General features: G+C 64.3%; 14 protein-coding genes and 1 tRNA gene. 9 read left to right on the top strand and 6 right to left on the bottom strand.

Translation table 11 applies throughout. From position 1 onward, the window contains the following. Nucleotides 1-76: 76 nt before the first annotated feature. Nucleotides 77-2,890, bottom strand: a complete 2,814-nt coding sequence (locus tag CGS25_RS07090; RefSeq protein ID WP_232802302.1) for a hybrid sensor histidine kinase/response regulator — start codon at nucleotides 2,888-2,890, stop codon at nucleotides 77-79. 349 nt (nucleotides 2,891-3,239) lie between these two features. On the opposite strand from CGS25_RS07090, the gene CGS25_RS07085 reads away from it, so the two are divergent. From CGS25_RS07085 to CGS25_RS07065, 5 genes are all read left to right on the top strand, one after another. Then, entirely contained in the window at nucleotides 3,240-4,658 is a 1,419-nt protein-coding gene (locus CGS25_RS07085; protein ID WP_089032529.1) for an alkaline phosphatase D family protein, read from the top strand. 283 nt (nucleotides 4,659-4,941) lie between these two features. Continuing rightward, a complete protein-coding gene (locus CGS25_RS07080; protein WP_101675040.1) occupies nucleotides 4,942-5,253 on the top strand; it encodes a DUF2288 domain-containing protein in 312 nt (103 codons plus the stop codon). A gap of 89 nt (nucleotides 5,254-5,342) precedes the next feature. Continuing rightward, nucleotides 5,343-6,389, top strand: a complete 1,047-nt coding sequence (locus CGS25_RS07075; protein WP_101675039.1) for a PA0069 family radical SAM protein — start codon at nucleotides 5,343-5,345, stop codon at nucleotides 6,387-6,389. Nucleotides 6,390-6,491: 102 nt separating this feature from the next. Beyond that, nucleotides 6,492-6,983, top strand: a complete 492-nt coding sequence (locus CGS25_RS07070; protein ID WP_101675038.1) for an SRPBCC family protein — start codon at nucleotides 6,492-6,494, stop codon at nucleotides 6,981-6,983. Next, nucleotides 6,980-7,624, top strand: coding sequence for an alpha/beta fold hydrolase (locus CGS25_RS07065; RefSeq protein WP_108723623.1), 645 nt, complete (start codon nucleotides 6,980-6,982; stop codon nucleotides 7,622-7,624). The genes CGS25_RS07070 and CGS25_RS07065 overlap by 4 nt, the downstream gene beginning before the upstream one ends. 3 nt (nucleotides 7,625-7,627) lie before the next feature. On the opposite strand, the gene CGS25_RS07060 is transcribed toward CGS25_RS07065, so the two are convergent. Further along, nucleotides 7,628-8,092 (bottom strand): hotdog fold domain-containing protein, encoded by a 465-nt coding sequence (locus CGS25_RS07060; RefSeq protein ID WP_089032524.1) that lies wholly within the window; start codon nucleotides 8,090-8,092, stop codon nucleotides 7,628-7,630. A gap of 127 nt (nucleotides 8,093-8,219) precedes the next feature. Between CGS25_RS07060 and CGS25_RS07055 the strand changes: the two genes are divergently transcribed. Together CGS25_RS07055 and CGS25_RS07050 are read left to right on the top strand one after the other, a co-directional pair. Next, on the top strand, nucleotides 8,220-11,138 hold the full coding sequence (locus CGS25_RS07055; protein ID WP_198588717.1) for a DUF748 domain-containing protein: 2,919 nt from the start codon (nucleotides 8,220-8,222) through the stop codon (nucleotides 11,136-11,138). After that, a complete protein-coding gene (locus CGS25_RS07050) occupies nucleotides 11,138-11,884 on the top strand; it encodes an O-methyltransferase (protein WP_089032522.1) in 747 nt (248 codons plus the stop codon). The genes CGS25_RS07055 and CGS25_RS07050 overlap by 1 nt, the downstream gene beginning before the upstream one ends. Nucleotides 11,885-11,897: 13 nt before the next feature. On the opposite strand, the gene CGS25_RS07045 is transcribed toward CGS25_RS07050, so the two are convergent. Continuing rightward, nucleotides 11,898-13,847, bottom strand: a complete 1,950-nt coding sequence (locus tag CGS25_RS07045) for a transglycosylase SLT domain-containing protein (RefSeq protein ID WP_101675036.1) — start codon at nucleotides 13,845-13,847, stop codon at nucleotides 11,898-11,900. A gap of 270 nt (nucleotides 13,848-14,117) precedes the next feature. Between CGS25_RS07045 and CGS25_RS07040 the strand changes: the two genes are divergently transcribed. Continuing rightward, nucleotides 14,118-15,083: a methyltransferase gene (locus CGS25_RS07040; protein ID WP_101675035.1), complete on the top strand. Its 966-nt coding sequence runs from the start codon at nucleotides 14,118-14,120 to the stop codon at nucleotides 15,081-15,083. 22 nt (nucleotides 15,084-15,105) lie between these two features. On the opposite strand, the gene CGS25_RS07035 is transcribed toward CGS25_RS07040, so the two are convergent. The 3 genes from CGS25_RS07035 to CGS25_RS07025 all read right to left on the bottom strand — a co-directional run bounded on the left by CGS25_RS07035 (nucleotide 15,106) and on the right by CGS25_RS07025 (nucleotide 18,003). Beyond that, nucleotides 15,106-16,089, bottom strand: a complete 984-nt coding sequence (locus CGS25_RS07035; RefSeq protein ID WP_089032519.1) for an SDR family oxidoreductase — start codon at nucleotides 16,087-16,089, stop codon at nucleotides 15,106-15,108. Nucleotides 16,090-16,168: 79 nt separating this feature from the next. Beyond that, the gene (locus CGS25_RS07030; protein ID WP_101675034.1) at nucleotides 16,169-17,038 is read right to left on the bottom strand and encodes a DNA ligase; all 870 of its coding nucleotides are present in this window, start codon (nucleotides 17,036-17,038) and stop codon (nucleotides 16,169-16,171) included. Between the two features lie 104 nt (nucleotides 17,039-17,142). Beyond that, nucleotides 17,143-18,003, bottom strand: a complete 861-nt coding sequence (locus CGS25_RS07025) for a DNA ligase (protein WP_101675033.1) — start codon at nucleotides 18,001-18,003, stop codon at nucleotides 17,143-17,145. A gap of 193 nt (nucleotides 18,004-18,196) precedes the next feature. Here CGS25_RS07025 and CGS25_RS07020 point away from each other — a divergent pair. Then, nucleotides 18,197-18,270, top strand: a tRNA-Gly gene (locus CGS25_RS07020). Nucleotides 18,271-18,635: the final 365 nt, after the last annotated feature.

Raw genomic sequence — 18,635 nt, 5'->3', positions numbered from 1 at the left:
GGGACGGCAACATCAGCAGAAAATCGAACCGCTATGATACTGGCCCGCTGGCGCCATTTCACCCGTTGCGCGGGACTCAATCGCCGCCGCTGCTGGTCAGGCTCCGATTGCGCTGTAACGCTTCCAACACCTGATCCCGGGAGACCGGTTTGCTGAGGTAGTCGTCGACCCCGGCGGCGCGGGCTTTCTGCACGTAATCGCCGGTGGCGTGGGCGGACAACGCAATGATCCAGCAGGGGTCGATATCGCGGTTCTGCTCGAACAGGCGAATCTCCCGGGTGGCCTGATAGCCGTCCATCACCGGCATCTCGCAATCCATGAACACCACGTCCCAGTTGCCCGGCTGGTCCTGCACCCTTTGCAGTGCCTGGGCGCCGTTGACCAGCAGGGTGGCGTGAATGCCCATGGAGCGCAGAATGCTGTCGATGACCAGCTGATTGACGGCGTTGTCTTCCACCACCATCACATTCAGCCGGGCCAGGCGTGGGTGATTGCGGGCAGCCGCCGAGACTTCCGGCTCCGGTTTTGCCGGCGCTCGCTCGTGCAGTTGCGAGGCGAGCGTGTGGCGCAGGGCCCGCGAGGACACCGGCGTTTCCACCAGCAGCATATCGCCGGGCAATTCACCGGTGATGTCGGTGCCACTGGCTTGCAGAATCAGCAACGGCGGGTCGCCCAGGCGGCGGCGGATGTCGAGCAATTCGGTGCGGCGGGCCAGATTGGGCTCCGAGGCGATCAGCACGTCCACCGGTGGGGTAGCCGCGTTGAGCGCGCTCAGCGTCTGCTCGCAGTCGGCGTATTCATCCACTTCCAGACCCCAGCGGGTCATCAGTTGCGACAGGCTGAGCGTCAGCGAAGCGTCATGATTGATCATCATCACGCGCTGGCCGGCGAGGCTGTCCACCGGCTTGCGCGACGTGCTGACCCGGGTGGGCAGGGTAATCCAGAACGTGGCGCCGCGCCCCAGCGAACTGGAAACACCGATTTCGCCGCCCAGCAACTCGGTGAGCCGCTTACAGATGGTCAGGCCGAGACCGGCGCCCTGGTGTTTATGGCGGCCACCCCGGGCGCCGTGGCTGAACACCTGGAACAGGGTTTGCTGCTGGGCCTCGTCGAGCCCGGTGCCGGTGTCCGCCACCTCTATCATCAGTACGCAGTGGCCCTGTTCGTCCGGTGGCTGGCGCACGCTCAGATGCAGAGCCACCTGGCCGTGATCGGTAAACTTGAAGGCATTGCTGAGCAGGTTGGTGAGCACCTGTTTCAAGCGGATCGGATCGGTGTTGATGCTGTTGGGCACGCGGGAGTCGATAAAAGTGTACAGCGGCACCCGGGCTTCCAGTGAGCGCATGGCGAACAGACGCACGCAATCGTCCACCATCGCTTCCACGTCGACGTCCTGGAATTCCAGTTCCAGCTTGCCCGACTCTATACGCGAATAATCGAGGATGTCGTTGATCACGGTGACCAGCGATTGGGTCGACTGGTAGATGGTGTCCACGTATTGCGCCTGCTGATGACTCAGATCAGTGCGCCGCAGCAGATCGGTCATGCCGATGATGCCGTTCATCGGGGTGCGGATCTCGTGGCTCATGGTGGCCAGGAATTCGCTCTTCGCCTGGTTGCGAGCGCCGGCTTTAAAAGCGTCCATCTCGGCCACGGCTTTGTCGCGCACCGACACCGCGTGCGCTTCCTTAAGCCGGGTGATGCGTCGCGCCAGGGCCAGCGAGAGCAGAATAACCTCTAAAAAGACGCCGACCTGAACCAGGTTCTCGGTGAGCGCGTTGCGTGGCGCCAGGCCGTACTTGTTCAGCGACATGGCCGCCGCCCCGGCGATAAAACAGGCCCAGGCAAAGGTGAAGATACGGGCGTCGGGGTCGCGGGCGGCGGTGCGCAGCAGCCCCGCCGCGAGAATGCCGAAATCCATCGCCAGGATCGCCAGCACGCTGATCGGAATCAACACCTCGCGGCTGACGAAAGGCGCCGCCAACAGCAACACCACCCCCAACGTGACCAGCAGACGCAGCAAACGGGCCAGCGGTGGTGATCGATCCGGCAGGTTCAGAAAATGCAGGGTGAACAGCGACGGCAGAATCACCAGCAGCGGCAGCAGATAGTGCAGCACGTACTGGCTGATCAGAGGCGAAGACGGCCACAGATACTTGTGCGCGAAGCCGTGCAGCACCGCCATGAACAGGGTGATCGACAACGACCAGAACACATAAAGAAGATAGGCTTTTTCGCGGATCGAAAAAAACAGCGACAGGTTGTACAGAATCATCACCAGCATGCCGCCGAAGAACAGGCCTTGAAGCAGGGTGTGATTGAGCGTGCTGTGCTCAAACGCGGACTTGCTCATCAGGCTCAGAGGCAGTTGAATGCTGTGGGGCGACGCGACTTTGATCAATATCGTGTAGCGTTCCCCGGTAGCCAGTGTCAGTGGGAACACCGGCACCGGATACGGATCGGGGCGCACATCGAAGCGTCGGTCCATGCCGGCTTGCTGATGGCTGAGCAGCTTCCCGGTGGCTGAGAGCAAATAGACGTCCAGGGTGCCGAGCATGGCGTAGTCCACCAGCAGCCGCCATTCGGTATCCGGATTGCTGACGTTAACCAGCGGCAGACGGAACCAGCACTGATCGTTGGTGAAGCCGAGATTGGGAAGAGTGCGCCCGCTCGCCTGCCAGGGCCAGGTTGTGGAGGGGTGCAACAGACCGGGCAGGTCCGGGAGGCGATCCGCTGCGTCGCAGAAATAATCCAGTTGCGGATAGGGCGTGTAACGGTCATTGGCGCGCTCGAGGGCGAGAGCGTCGTCGGCGTGCGCCACGCCGCTGGCCAGGATGAACAACAGCAGCACCCCGATAAAACGCAGTGTGGTGGAAACAGCATCCTGCAACAAAATAATCGATACCCCGCGAAGCGCTCCTTATGGAGGGACCCGGGGAATCTCTGAATCCGAACACCGGACGCCGCGAGCATCCTGTTATTGTTCCAGCGCGGCCACGGTGGTTGTCGGTATTCAAGCCCCAGCCACTGGCCGGCATAAGGGCCCGGGTTCAGGGATTCTCCGCTTATCGGGATGCTAGCAGTGCTGTCGCGGTGGCTCAATCAATGAACCGGCCGGCGCAAGCCGCCAGGCACGGAAAACCGGTCGGGACGGCCATTGGGCGGCTCTGGAACCGGCCCGCCGCCGGGGATAAAAAAGGGTGCGGATTGGTGCTTTTTACTAAAAAAAGGGGGAAATCATGTCGATGACGGTGATGCCGTTCCCGGTGGGGCCGATTGTCGGCAGCGCTGATCAGACCAGTGTGCGGCTGTTCGCGGCAATGCCATCGGGCGCCTTGAAGGCCGGTCAGAAACTGCCTCTGGGCCGGGTGCGCTGGCGGCCGGTGGGCGAGGAGCGCTGGCGCGGGCCGACCCATTTCCGTATCAATGGAAATTTCGACAGCTCCGGCGTGGTAGTGCTGAAAGGCCTGCAACCGAACACCCGCTATGAGCATCAGGCTGGTTTTGTCGACGACATCGACCTGCCGGATGAGCAGTTGGACTGGCAGGCCATGCACAAAGGCCACTTTCGCACCGCGCCGCGGGATCACAAGCAGCCGGTGAGTTTTTTGTTCGGCTCCTGTTGCTACCGGTTTGTCGGTACCGACCATGAGATTGAAGACACCCGCGCGGATCGCATCTTCTCGGTGATGGCGGAGAACGCCGCCGCCGAGCGCACGGACTTTGTGTTGTTTGGCGGTGATCAGGTGTACGCCGATGCCACCTGGAAAGTGGCGGCGGCGTCTTCCCAGCAACAGTATTTCGATCTTTATCGGCAGAGCTTCGGGCAACCGCACATCCGCCGTCTGATGTCCGATTACAACCAGCACATGATCCTCGACGACCACGAGATCGAGAACAACTGGCCGGCGCGCGCCAACGCCGACCTGTGGACCAGCAAGTACCCGGCGGCAATGAAAGCTTATCAGATCTATCAGGCGTCCCATTCCCCGGCGGTCCCGCTGAATCAGGAAGGCTCGCGCCTGGACCGTGACCCGGATGCGCTCTGGTACAGCTATCGCTGGGGCTGCGCGGACTTCTTCCTGATGGACCTGCGCACCGAGCGGGTACTCAGCCGTTGGCCGTGGCAGCGCAAGATTATGTCCGGGGCGCAGGAGGAAGCGGTGATCCAGTGGCTGCACCGCGAGCCGGATCGGGTCAAATGCCTGGTGTCCTCGGTGCCGTTGTTTCCTGAACAGCGCTGGCCGTTTCGTGGAGAGGATGCCTGGGAAGGGTTTCGCGCCCAGCGGCAGCGCTTGCTGGATGCCATTCGTGACAGTGGTTGCCGGCGGTTGCTGGTGCTCAGCGGCGACGTGCATGCCTCTTTGTATGCCCGTCTGGAGCGGCGCAACCAGGCGCCGGTGCACGCCTGGATCTGCTCGGGTCTGTTCTGGCCCACCGCCTTGATGGCGTTTCGCTGGTACCGGCCGATGATCCGCGACAATCACCGTTTGCCCGGCTTGCTGGCGCCATCGATCGGTAAAGTGACGGTGCCTGGCGAGGTGTACAGCCGGGACGCGTTTTCCCGGGTCAGCGTGGACGAAAACGGCGCCCGGTTGAGTCTGTTTGACCGCCGTGGGCAGTTTCTGCCTCAGGCAAGCAAGGAATTGCAATGGTAATGTCTCTCATTAAAGATAGCGGATTTCCTACATGAATTGACGTTTCCGGCTGATATCGCAGAGCGAAGTCAGCGCTTATAGTCGATCGGGCATGGACGCGAACGAACACGGAAGTTCATCTCGGCCCGGTACAGTCGCCCGCCCCCCAAAGGCGGGCGTCTTTTTTTGTGTGCTCCCTTCCTGACCGTCGATCCGCCCGGTTGCGTTCCCGGTGGCGGGCGCGATAATGGCGCCGACCGCGCTGGCCAACTCCGGTGACGCGGTGCCACAACCAGGAGAGCGCATGGCCGAGCCCATCGAAATCGACGTCCTGAAAGCCAAGCTCAATCAGGAAACCGCCCGCGCCGGTTGGGCCGAGTTGCAGCCATTCTTCGCCCGTGGCCAGACCGTGGCGGTGTCCGGTGACCTGGATCTGATTGAGGTCGCGGTCGCTTTCGCTCAGGATCGGGCCGCCGACATTCAGCAGTGGCGGAGTCAGCAGCGGGTGGGCGCGGTCAGCGATCAGCAAGCCCGCGAGTGGTTTCAGTCCGCCCAGGAGCTGTGGACGGTGGTGATCGCGCCGTGGGTGCTGGTGCAGCCGGTGCGCCCCCACTGAGGCTTCGCCGGCCTGGCGATAAAGACGATTGCGGCCACCGCGCAGGCGTCCCATAATACTGTTCATATGGACAGTTATCGGGAGGCTTTATGAGCACCAGCGCCGCCAATCGGGGCACCTTGAGCCAGCGTCCGGGCCGCTTCGCGGTCACTACCGTGACCCTGGATCAGCCCGCCACCGCCAGGTCGACCCGTTATCACCGTGAGATCGCCCGCTCGATCATCACTCACAACAGCAGCCCGGACCTTCACTTTGATGCCAGCATCAACCCCTATCGGGGTTGCGAGCACGGCTGCATCTATTGTTTCGCGCGGCCCAATCATGCCTACGTGGACCTCTCGCCAGGCCAGGATTTCGAGTCGGAGATTTTTTATAAGGAAAACGCCGCCGAGGTGCTGCGTGACACCCTGCGCAAGCGCTCCTATCGCTGCCAGCCGGTGGTGATCGGCACCGCCACCGATCCCTATCAGCCCGCCGAGCGCGAGCGACGGATTACCCGGGAGCTGCTGCAGGTGCTGAATGAATGCCGCCACCCGTTCAGCCTGATCACCAAAAGTGCGTTGGTGCTGCGCGATCTGGATTTGATTGCCCCGGCCGCGCGGGAGGGCAGGGCGAGTGTGGCGGTGAGCGTGACGACCCTGGATAACCGTTTGAAGAACCAGCTTGAGCCGCGCGCCAGCGCCGGCCGCGAACGGGTGCGTGTGGTGCGCGAGCTGGCCCGAGCCGGAGTGCCGGTGACGGTGCTGGTGGCGCCCCTGATCCCGTTTATCAATGACCATGAAATGGAAGAGATCGTCGCCCAGGTGGCCGCGGCCGGCGCGCGCAGCGCCGGGTTCGTGGTGTTGAGGCTGCCTCACGAAGTGGGCCCGCTGTGGCAGGAGTGGCTGGCCGAGCACTACCCGGACCGTGCCGCCAAGGTGATGGCGACCCTGCGTGATCTGCATGGCGGGGCAGCCTACGACAGCCGCTGGCATCATCGTCACCGTGGCCAGGGCCCATGGGCCCAACTGCTGCAACAGCGCTTCCGCGGCGCCTGCCAGCGCCACGGGCTGGCGCCCCGGGAAGGATTCGCCCTGGACAGCTCCGCGTTTCGGGCGCCGGGCGACGCCGGCCAGCTCAGCCTTTGGGAAGGATGAGCGGATCGATAACCGCCGGCACCAGGACTCCGTCGTATTTACAGACGCGCCCGCGGTGCGCATATTGGCCCTGCCTCAAGCTGAAAAACGAGAACGGGAAGGATGGAATTCGCTGAAAATCCCCTGAGAGCGCGAGTCAGTACCCGCGTTCCGGTGCCCCCGAACGTGGCTTTCGACCATATCGCGCCGATCGATCTGAGCCGTATTTTTACTGGCTATGGGCCACTGCCGGCGGTGGTGGCGACCGACAATCAGGCCGGCGGCTGGGATGCGCCCGGGCACAGCCGCCGGGTGAGGTTTTCCGACGGCGGCAGTGCCCGCGAGCAGCTTACCGATTTCCAAAGACCACGCTCTTTCGCCTACCAGGTGGACGAGTTCACCGGGGTGCTGGGCCGGCTTTCGGACCAGGCGCGCGGACGCTGGCGGTTTCTGCCCGCGGACGGCGGTACGGTGATCGACTGGCGCTATGAGTTCCACCCGCGTTCGTCACTGGCCCGGCCGCTGTTGTGGGTGGTGGTCAGGGTGTTCTGGCAGGCCTATATGAATCGGGTGCTGGACCGGGCCTGCCGCGATTTGCAGCCCCGGCGGCAATGAACTCCGAGGGGGGCGGGTTGGATGCCGGGCTGTTGCGCGACCGCGCCAGCGAGGCCGACGCGGTGGTTCTGCTCGCCCACGGCGCGGGCGCGCCCATGGACAGCCCGTTTATGACCGACCTGGCCAAGGCGTTGGCAAGGCGGCGGGTTTCGGTGATCCGGTTCGAATTTCCTTATATGGCGCGGCGGCGGCGCGACGGTGTGAAGGCGCCGCCGAGCCGGATGCCGGCGTTGCTGGATCACTTTAATCAACTTTATGAGCGGGTCGCCGCCGGGTCGCGGCTGCCGGTCTGGGTGGCGGGCAAATCCATGGGCGGGCGCGTCGCCACCCTGCTCGCCGCGCAACGCGACGTGCCCGGCTGCCTGGTGTTTGGTTACCCGTTTCACCCACCTGGCAAGCCGGTTGGCTCCCGCCTGGCGCATTTTCCCGAGCTGCGTGCGCCGGTGCTGATTTGCCAGGGTGAGCGTGACCCTTTTGGCCGACGGGAGGAAGTGAACGGCTATTCGTTGCCGCGCACAGTGACGCTGCGGTGGATCGCCGAGGGCGACCACGACTTCACGCCGCGCCGGCGAGGGGGCCTGAGCTGGGAGCACAACCTGGGTGAGGCCGCCGATGCGGCCGCCCGCTTCGTGCTGCGCTGAGCCTCAGCCGCGCTCGGTGACCCACAGATGAATGGTGCCTTCGACCACCACGGTGCCGTCGTCGCGCATCGCTTTGACCGTTACCGGCACTTCCGGGCCGTGCTCCCAGGCCCCCGGCGCCACTTCGGCGGTGGCGGTGATGTCACTGGTGGCTTTGGCGGTGTAGCGAACCTCCATGCCCTTGGGAATCCAGCGCAGGTGCTTGGGAATCGAGGCTTCCGCCATGGCGCCCATGGCCGCTTCCAGGGCGTTGCAGATGGCGATCACATGGACGGTGCCGATGTGATTCTCCACCGCTTTGCGCTTTTTGAACGTGACCTTGCAGAAATCCGGGCGCAGCTCGGCGATCAAGGGGCTGACCGAACCGAAGTAGGGCGCTTTGCGGCTGAACATGATCGAGAACAGCTTGCGGCCCTTGGGCAGGCGGGCGGCCCGTTGGTAAAGCCTGAGTAAGTAGTTGTCGCTCATGGCGCGCTCCACGTTGAAAGGGTCATTGTGAGCACCGCGACACGTCGCGCAATGGCCGCCGGAGCGGCCTGGCGGCGTCGTTACTGCTAGACTGAATCAAATCGACATGAAGTGGCGAAGGAACAGCATGGACACACCTCTGCAGTGGTGGCGCCGTCATGGATGGCGCGGACGCCTTCTGGTCATTCTGATTGCACTGTATTTGCTCTGGGTACTGTTGGTGTTTCTGGTTCTGCCCGGCTGGTTGCGAGGCAAGGGCGAGACACTGCTGAGCGAGCGCCTGGGGCGCACGGTCACCATCGAGCGATTGGCGCTCAACCCGCTGACACTCTCCGCCACGGTGGAGAACTTCAAGATCGCCGATGCCGACACCGGCACCCTGCTGGGCTTTAAACGGCTGTACGTGAACACCGAGTTCTGGGCGTCGCTGTTTCATTGGCGGCCCTGGATCGGGCGGGTCGAGCTGGATGGCCTGGACACGCGCCTGCGGCGCGCCCCCGACGGCACCCTCAATGTAGAGGATGTGCTCGCTCGTCTTGGAGAGAGCGAACCGCCGCCGGAGCCGCCGCCGGATGAAGCGGAGCAGTCGAAGGGGCCGCCGGCCCTGACGGTCGCCTATCTCAGCCTCAGCAACGGTGAAATCAGCGTCACCGACGCGGTGGGCGAGGAACCGGTCAGCCTCAAACTGCCGGTGGCGTTCACCGTCGAGGACCTCACCACGCTGGCGCCGGAACAGGGCGACAACCGTTACGTTCTGCACATTGAGGGGCCCGACGGCGGCACCCTGGACTGGGACGGCCGCTTCTCACTGGCGCCGCTGACCACCGAGGGTCACCTGAAGATGGACGGCGTGGATCTGGTGTCCTTCGCCCGCCTGCTGGCGCCACAGATCCGCTTTCGGGTGCCCTCCGGGGAGCTTGGTCTGGGCATGGATTACCGTTTCTCCGCCGCTCCGGGAGCCGGCCTGCAACTGGAGAATGGCCGCTTTTCCCTGCGCCGCTTAAGCATCGTGCCGCAGGGTTCGGAGCAGCCAACGCTGGAGCTGCCGGAACTGAGCGTGTCGGGGCTGGCAATGGACACCGCCAAGCGCCAGGTCAGCATTCCACAGGTGACGCTCAGCGGCCCGGCTCTGCGCGTGGTGCGCAACCCGGAGGGCGTCGATATCGCCACCCTGTTCCTGCCCCGCGACCCGCTCAAGGCCGAGCAGACCAAACAACGGGTGGAAGAGCAGGCCGACGACACCGCTGAGGCGATCAAAAGCGGTGATCAACAGAACTGGACGGTGACCCTGGACCAGCTTGAGGTGGAGCAGGGCGCGGTCACGCTCAGCGACCAGACGCTGGCGAAGCCGGCGGAATTGCGGCTCGGCGACGGCGCACTGCAACTCACCGACCTGAGCGTCGGCGACGAGATTGCCTGGCATTGGAGCGGCAGCGGCACGCTGGCCGGGCAAGGGCGCCTGGAGCACAGCGGCGAAGGCCATTACGCGCCGCTTAACGTGGACGCCCGGGTAAAACTGGAGGGTTTGCCACTGGACGCGCTAGCGCCCTGGGTGGAGGACGCCGCGCCGGTGGTGCTCAAGCAGGGCAGCGCGCACGCCGATCTGGCCATCAACGTGGCCGGCGAGGCGCCGGCGGTGCGTGTCAGTGGCAGCGCCGGAGTGGACCAGGTGGCGGTGCTGGAGCGCGGCGCCCAGGCGCCGTTTGTCAGCGTCGGCAGCCTCAAGGCCAGTGGGCTGGATGTGCGCACCGACCAGCACAGCGTGGCCTTGGCCGGTCTGGATATCAGTGGTCTGCAGCTGGATCACGACATCAATAAGAACGGCCAGGAGCTGATCAGCCGGCTCAGTGCCGGCGGCGCTGAAAACAGTTCCGGAAGCGGCCCGGAATGGCGAGTGCGGCTGAACAAAACCACGGTCAAGGACTCCCGGCTGGCCCACCATGACGAGTCCCAGTCGCCGCCGTTTCAGGTGTCGCTGGAGAAATGGAGTGGCTCACTGGCGAACTTCGACACCGCTGGCGACGCCGCCAAAGTGAACCTTGAGGGGCGTGTTAACGGCAACGCGCCACTCAAAGCCAGCGGCAGTATCGATCCCGACCCGCTGTTGGTCGATCTGACCGTGTCCCTGAAAGGCTACGGCATGGATGGGCTGACGCCCTACACCGGCCGTTACCTGGGTTACTCGGTGAACCGCGGTGTGCTCAACGTGGAAACCAAAGTGAAAATCGAGAACCAGACGTTGAGCAGCGATACCTCGTTCGCCGCCGACCGCTTTTTCCTGGGCGATACCGTGGCCAGTGACGACGCCATCAGCGTGCCGGTGAAACTGGGCCTGGCGGTATTGCGTGATGCTTCGGGGATGATCCAATTGCCCCTGGACGTCTCCGGCGATATGAGCGATCCCAGTTTCAGTGTCGCCGGGGTGGTGTTCCGGGTGATTCGCAACGTGCTGGTGAAGGCCGCCACGGCGCCGTTCTCGCTGCTCGCTGGCCTGGTGGGTGGCGAAGATCTGGAGCACATCGCCTTCGGTCCCGGCGAGGCGACGCCCAGCGCCGAGGTCGAGCAATCGCTGACGGCGTTGGCGAAACTGCTCGGCGAGCGACCCGAGTTGAGCGTGGAAATCAGTGGCCAGACCGACCAGCAGGACCGGCAAGCGCTGGCGGAAGCGGAGTTGATTGAAGCCCTGGGCGGGGACTGGCCGGGGCTGGATGAAGCGGTCGCCGACGATGGCTTTTTCGGTCTGCAAAGGAAAATCATCAAACAGTTCGAAAAGCGGTTCGACCAGGACGCGGACACCCTGGGCGTGGAGGGTGACGGTGAGCAGGCCGACCAGGAACGGGCGCGACTCGCCTGGACACGCATGCTGGAGAAAGCCAGCGCCGGCATCGACAACGCGGCGTTACAACAATTGGCCGGGCAGAGGGCCAGCAACGCCCGCGATAAGCTGGTCAGCAAGCAGGGGATCGACGCGGCCCGGGTGCAACTGGCCGAGCCGAAGGTGGATGGCGACGTGGGCGGCGTGAAGCTCGGCCTGGGCAAAAACTGATGGCACTGGTTTGGGAACAACGCCGCGAAGGCGTGCTGTATCAGGTGCGCAGCCAAGGCGACCGCCTGCGCCTGTTCGCCAATGGCGTTCAACATTCGGAATTCCACCCCCGGCGGCTGGTGACCGGCAGTGTTTGGGATCTGTTGTGGCTGCCGGTACTGCTGGGCGAACCGCAACGGCTGCGCCGGGTACTGGTGTTGGGGCTGGGTGGCGGCACGCTGATTCCGCCGTTGCGGGCCCTGCTGCAACCGGATCTGTTGCTGGCGGTGGAGCTTGACCCGCACCACCTGGCGGTGGCCCGGGAAGTGTTCTCGGTGATCGGTGAGGACACCGAGACGGTGCTGGCCGACGCGGTGGACTGGCTTGAGGCCTATGACGGCCCGCCCTTTGATCTGATCGTCGAGGATCTGTTCGCACCCCATAACCAGGCCGTCAGCCGGGCGGTGCCGGCTGATCGGGAATGGCTGGCGACCCTGCGGCGCCACGTCAGCGATCACGGCACGCTGGTGATGAACTTCGGTGATTTCGCTGAGTATCGCGACAGCGACGCCGCCGGCGACGCGGCCATGGCGGGCTGGGCCAGCCGGTTCCGGCTCTCGTGCGCGGACTGCCACAACGCGGTGATCGCCTTCACCCGGGAGCCGGCTCGCAGCGTTCATCTGCGCCGCCGGGTTCAGTCACACCCCTTGCTCGAACCGTTGTTGCGGCGCGGCAAACTCGATTACCACATCCGCCAATTGGACTGACCGGGCCGGCGCCTCAGCGGGCGCCCAACTCGGTGCCATCGTCGATCATGGCCATGGAATACGGTGTCTTCAGCTCCCTGGGCAGCAGCAACTGGGCGCTGCGTTGTTTGGCGTCGTGCAGACCGATGAACAGGACCCGGTAGGTGAGTACCGCCTGCACATAATCACGGGTTTCGTGGAACGGAATGGCTTCGATCCAGACATCCACCGGAACCGCCTCGTCCGGGTCATCGGCGAGCCATCGCCCGACCCGGCTAGGGCCGGCATTGTAGGCGGCCAGCGCCAATATCCGGTTGCCATTGAACTTGGTCAGCAACTCTTCCAGGTAGTGGCTGCCCATGTCGATATTGGTGGCCGGTTGCAGTAATTGCTCGGTGCCCGGGGCGCTCTGGCCTTGATCGCGCGCCACCTTGCGCGCGGTGGCCGGCATCAATTGCATCAAGCCGAGCGCCCCCACCGGTGAGCGAGCGTGGGGGTAAAAGGCGCTCTCGCGGCGCGCCACCGCCATCGCCAGCCACGGATCCAGGTCATAGCGGCGGCCGGCGTCGGCGAACAGCGCCTGGTGGGCCGGTGGGAAGCGCCACTGCAGAACGTTCCAGGTTTGTGCCTGGATCGAGGCCTGCACGGTGAGATCGTACCAGCCCTGTTTCAGCGCCTTTTGCGCCAATTGCCGGCGGGCCGGCTCGCTGCTGTGCGCGATCAGCCAGTTCCACTCTTTCCAGGCCAGGCCGGGCTCGCCGGCCTCACGCAGCAAGGTGATGCGGGCCAGGGCCGGCGGGTTGATGTCGGTGCTCACCGCCGCCGCGCTTTCCTCGCCAAAATGATACGGCTGGCCGATGCGATCCGCGGCCAGGAAGCCATAGAAATTGCGTTGCCGGGCGGCTTGCTGCCAATGGAGTTTTGCTTGGTTGGCATCGCCGCTTTCCTGCTCGGCGCGACCCAGCCAGTACAACCAGCGGCTGTCGGCCTGATTCTCCTGGGAGAGGCGGGCGATCCATTCCGGCAGGTGGCTCCAGTCCTGTTCGATGACCGCACGCCGGGCGCGCTGGTCGAGCAGCGTCTGGTTATCGTTTTCCGCCAGCCATTGATCCAGCCAGTCCTGGTTTTCCTCAATGCCACGGATGGTCGAATACCAGGCGATGCGCGTGGCGGCGCGCTGACGCAGGTTGGCGTCGGTGAGGCCAAGGGCACGGCTCTCCTGGCGGTAAATCTCTTTTGCTGCGACGGTGTCCTTGTACGCCAGCCGGCGCAAAGCGGCGGACAGCAGCACCTGGCGCTGGGCGTCGCTGAGCGCGCCGGGTAACTGACGCAACTGCTTGGGGTCCTGATACAGGCGAATCAACCAGTCGCCGGCCATTTCGTTGGGTCCGTGGAGCATCTTGCGCAAATAGCGCATCAGACCGTCGCCGCGCTCGTCGAAAGCGAGCTGCATGCGTTGCCAGATTTCATCTTGCCCGATCACCCCCGCCTCCTGGGCGGCGTCGAACAGGGGGTCGCAACTGGATGGCCGGGAGAAACCGCTCAGCCACAGTTCCCGGGTTTGCTCGAGAACCCGGCCGCGATGGTCGCCGAGTTCGGCGCGCAATGCGTAGCAGCGCAACTCCACCGCTCTGGGCGGCGTGTCATACAGCGTGCGGGCGGCGTCCCAGCGCCCGGCGCGGGCGTAGGCGACCAGTGCCAGGCCACGGATATCGTTAGGCAGGGGGGAATCCGGGTACTGTTGCTGGTATTGCTCGATACGCGTCGGATTGAGTTCCGGCAATGCCGCGCGCAGGCGGTGAAAATCCAGATAGGCGCTCAAGGGGTGATCGTCCCCGAGACGGGCCTGGGTACGGGAAAGCGTTTCCCAGTCGTTATTACGGGCGGCGTGAAGCGCCTCTTCAAAGCTCGTGTCGGCGCCGACGGTGGCGCACGCGGTCAGATTGACCAGCAGACAGCAAACCAGAACTGCGGAACGGACCATCCATTGCCTCCACAAAAACATCGGTTCAGGCTGCCATTCTAGCCAGCGCGGGCAGCGCGCAGGGTGGTGATTGTGTAAAACTTGGCGGGCTGCGATGCCACCGTGAAGCGGCGGCGATGAAATAGTCGTGAAGGACGGCCGGGGACGGCGCGTTGGGACGGCGCGTAGGGGACGGCGCGTAGGGGACGGCGCGAAAATGCCGCGCCCCGGACAGGCGCTGGCGGCGGGTTGCGTTATACTGCCGCCTTTTCTTCCCGGACTAAGGTGCGCATGGAAAACAGTACCCGACTATTGTGGCGTCAGCAGGACTCACTGGCGTCGCGTCGCGTTCTGGTGGTGGAGGCGAACGACCCGGCGCTGGCGGATCTGCCCGCTGATCGCATTTACCTCCACGCCGACGATTATGGTGTCGGCGCCCACCAGTGGGCACCGCTGCCAACCCTGCCGGAAGACGTGGATCTGGTGATCCTGCCTTTGCCCAAGGCGGTGGAGCGCCTTGAGCTGTTGCTGCGCAGCATCGCGGGCTCGATTGAATCCGCCCTGGAAGTCTGGCTGGTGGGCCCCGCCAAGGGCGGCATTCGCGGCGGCACCACGCGGCTGGCCCGCTACGCGGACGACGTGACCCTGGTGGACAGCGCCCGCCACTGCAAACTCTACCGCGCCCGGCTCCGGCCGGGCCCGGCGCTGAGCCTGTCTGACGTGGAGAGCCTGGTTCAGGTGGGCGATTTGCAGGTGGTTTCCTACCCCGGCGTGTTCAGCCACGGCCGCCTGGACCAGGGAACGGCGCTTCTGCTGGACGCCCTGCAGGAGAACCTGCCCCGCGAGAAAGTGCTGGATATGGGCTGTGGCAGTGGCGTGATCTCGGCGGTGCTGGCCCACGCCGGTTGCCAGGTCAGCGCCAGTGATGTCAGTGCCACGGCGGTGGCCGCCGCCACCGCCACCCTGCAACGCAACGCCCTGCAGGGGCGGGTGGTGGGCGGAGACTTGTATTCCGGCGTGTCCGGGCGGCACCAGGCGTTGATCACCAACCCGCCGTTTCATGACGGCCGGGAGCGCACCACCGCGATTACCCGCCGGTTGATCGAACAGGCGCCGGGCTATCTGACGGAGCGCGGAGAGATGTGGATGGTCGCCAACCGGGAGCTGCCTTACGCGCAGTGGCTGGATGGCGCGTTTCGCCATGTTCAGGTGGTCCGTGAGACCAACCGCTTCCGGGTGTACCGCGCGTTGCGGTAAGCGCCGGGGCCATGGTGGCCTGTCACAGCAACCGGCCGGTCTCCCGCATCCAGGTGATGCACCGGCGCAACATAGCCTCAAGCGGCACGGTGTCGTTGAAGTCCAACTGCTGCACCGCCTTGCCACCATCGGCGTGAACCCGGCTGGTGACCAGCGCCACTTTTTCCGGGGTCAGGCTGGGCTCCTTGCCGGTGAACAAGCTGCCAATCGGGTAAAGTTGGCCGGCCAAGCGGATCGCCCATTCCGGCATGGGGCGTTTCGGGGTGGGTTTATTCAGCAAATGGCCGATGGTGGCGGCCAATTCCAGAAAACTGGCTTCCACCCCGGCAAGAATATAGTTCTCGCCGGTCGCGCCTTTTTCCCAGGCACTCAGGTGCGCCCGGGCCACTTCTTCCACGGCGCAGAAATTGCCGCCTCCAGGGGGCACGCCGGGCAGTTTGCCCTGGTCGATCAAGGTGATCATCTGTGACCAGTTGTGGGTGTCCCCGGCGCCAATAATGCCGCAGGGGTTAAGGATCACCGCGTCCAGGCCGCTCTTGATGCCACTGCGCACTTCTTCCTCGGCCAGATATTTGCTGCGGTTGTAACCGATCCAGTCGTGGGCGGCCAGCGATGGCGTGGTCTCATCGATGGGCCGTGGCTGAATACCCCAGGCGGAAATCGACGAGGTCAGAATAAACCGCCCGGCCTGGTTGCGCAGGGCGGCGGTGACCATCGCCCGGGTGCCCATCACGTTGTCCTGGTATTGGCGCCGGTTCTTCTTGCGCCACAGGCTGGTGTTGCCGGCCACGTGAAACACCGCGTCCACCGCCGGCGGCATCACCAAGGCCAGCTCGGTGGCGTTATCCATGGGCGCTTCCACCACCTGCATGCCGGATTCGCGCAGGCTTTCACCGTCACCGCCAGGGCGCACCAGGGCGGTGACCTGCCAGCCGGCACTGAGCAGTTGCCGGGCAATATGGTTGCCAAGAAACCCCCGGGCTCCGGTAATAAAGGCGCTGGGCATAGCGCGGCTCCGTGTGTTCAATGATGGTGGTGGACTGACAGAGGGTTATCGCCCAGAAGCTGGCGTCCTGCAAGCCGGATTATTGATCCACACTGCCGGCCGGCCGTCGTATTCGCAGAAAACTCGGGAAACGGGGCAGGCCGCTGCTGGTCCGGCCCCGGTACTGATAGGTAATGACGCTGCCAACCGGTGGCGGGCGCGCGCGCTCTTTATCGCTGAAGCCGGTACCAATGCGAAACTGGCGACCGTTGTCGTCGGCCACCACCAGCGCCCCCAGCATACCGGTGTATTTGCCGTTGCCGGGCAAATACGCCACCACCCGGGCATCGTCGTCCTGATAGGGTTTCAGCTTGAGCAGGTCGTCGGAGCGGTAACCGTGGTAGGCGGCGTCGGCGCGATGCAGCATCAGCCCCTCACCGCCGCTGGCGAGCACCTTGCGCAAACGGGACATCAGGGCGGCCTGGTCTTCAATCTTGAACTGCTCCACGGCCTGAAGGTACGGGTTTTGATTGGACGCCAGCAACGTTTTCAGCCGCGCCAGCCGCTGATCAAAAGAGCCTGGCGCTCTCGGCATATCGAAGGCCATGAAACGGATGCGCCGCCACTGCCGGGGGTCCGGCTTGTCACGGCGTACCGCGCCGGACAGCGTGGCGAAGGTGCCCCGGCCCATCCACAACTCGCCATCGAGCGGCTGGTTTGGGAAGCCCGACGTGAACCACGGCGGCGCCTCGAACACATTGCCATTGCGGGAGAGCAGGCGGTCGCCATTCCAATAGGCGCGCACGCCGTCGAGCTTTTCACTGACCCAATAGTCGCGCAGGTCACCCTGGTGATCGTAGACATTGGCCAGCATCAATGCCGGCACCGAGCGCCCCTGGCCCACGGTGGCGACCACGGTGGTGAACATCACCAAGCTGGCGGCAACGAAGTACGCAATCGGGCGAGACATCCTTGTTCCTTCCTTTAAAGAGTGGCTGTGGCCCATCATCAGGGCCTTGGGTTAGGGAAAAGCGGGTGTGCGCCGGGCGGGCGGCGCGTGGCAGCCCGGCTCGCCTAGCGGCTGAAACCCGGCCCCTCACTGCGAAGCTCCAGAAAACGGGGGGAGCGGGGTTCCCCCTGATCGGTGTAGCCGTAAAACGCATAGCGCACCACGCTGCCAATCGGCGGGGGATGCAAACGCTGCTGCTGGCTGAGACCCTCGCGTAAGCGGATATGCCTGCCGGTGGCCGTGCGCAACAGCAGACCCGTTATCGGCCGAGGCTCTCCCTGGCCGGTACTGAGCAGGGCCACCACCCTGGCTTCGCCTTTCTGGTAAGGGCGCAGATGAAGAAGATCGTTCTGGCGGGGTTGCCGGTAAAGAGCACCATCCCGGTGCAGAATCAGCCCTTTGCCGCCGGCCTCAAGAATGGCCTGCAGATGCTTCGACAGCGACGCCCGGCCGGCCACCCTGATGTGGGGTGGCAAACGCAAATGCGCGGTGTCGGCGCCGTCCAGCAGAGTGTGCAATGCCCGCAGCCGTTCGCCGAAGGGGCCCGGGTGATCAGGCAGATCAACCACCATGAAATCGACGTCCCGCCACTGGCGTTCAGCGCCCACGCGGCGCTTCAGCAACGCCTCCAACCGACCGCCGCCGCCGCGGCCGATCCACAACCGGCCCTCCAGCGGCCGGTCGGGAAAGTCTCCGGTAAACCCGGCGGGCACCGGCAGCGGCTCGCCGGCGCCATTGAGAAGGCGCTCTCCATCCCAGTAGGCACGAATGCCCTGAAACTGCTCACGCACCCAGTAATCCGGTAACGCCACGCCTTCATGGAACGGCTCCGGCACCCGCCGCTCCGGCACGCCGGGCACGGCCCTCGCAACGCCGGCCATCAATACAATGGCAACCGCCAATGAACGAACTAAACAGTGCCGCATCTCTGATCCTCCCTGATTCGATGCCTATGCAAAGTTTAGCGAAGCCCAAGAGCGGGAACATTGGACCGGCTCTGAAAACGGGGTAGGCCAGCCACGGCGGTATAGCGAAGCCATTGGCTATGGCCATGTAAGCTCAGGCCTACACCGCAACGCTGGACACACGCCCCGATAGCCGGTGTAATAGCGCCCGAATGCGGGTGTAGCTCAATGGTAGAGCAGAAGCTTCCCAAGCTTACGACGAGGGTTCGATTCCCTTCACCCGCTCCAAATAAAGAGGGCCGCGCAAGCGGCCCTTTTTATTTGGAGTGGGTCAAGGATTTGAATGGAACCCTCCGGTTCGACGTCTCGCCGTATACGACGAGCGGACGTCGCTTGCGACGGTCCCGCGCTTGCGCGGGATGCCAAAGGCACATTCCCTTCACCCGACTGAAAAGCGCCGCGCCAGCGGCTTGCTCTGTTGGAAGCGCTGAATTTCGCTCCGCCGCCTGTCACAGGACCGCGCAAGCGGCCCTTTTTGTTTGGAGCGGGTGAAGGACTTGGATGGAACCCTCCGGTTCGACGTCTCGCCGTATACGGCGAGCGGACGTCGCTTGCGACGGGAGCCATATTTTTGCTTGATGTACGCCATTGGC

The sequence above is a fragment of the Alloalcanivorax mobilis genome (genome assembly GCF_002864685.1).
In the GTDB taxonomy this organism is placed as follows: Bacteria; Pseudomonadota; Gammaproteobacteria; order Pseudomonadales; family Alcanivoracaceae; genus Alloalcanivorax; species Alloalcanivorax mobilis.
The sequence above is the reverse complement of the archived record's forward strand: the minus strand, read 5'-3'. Positions and strand labels throughout refer to the sequence as shown.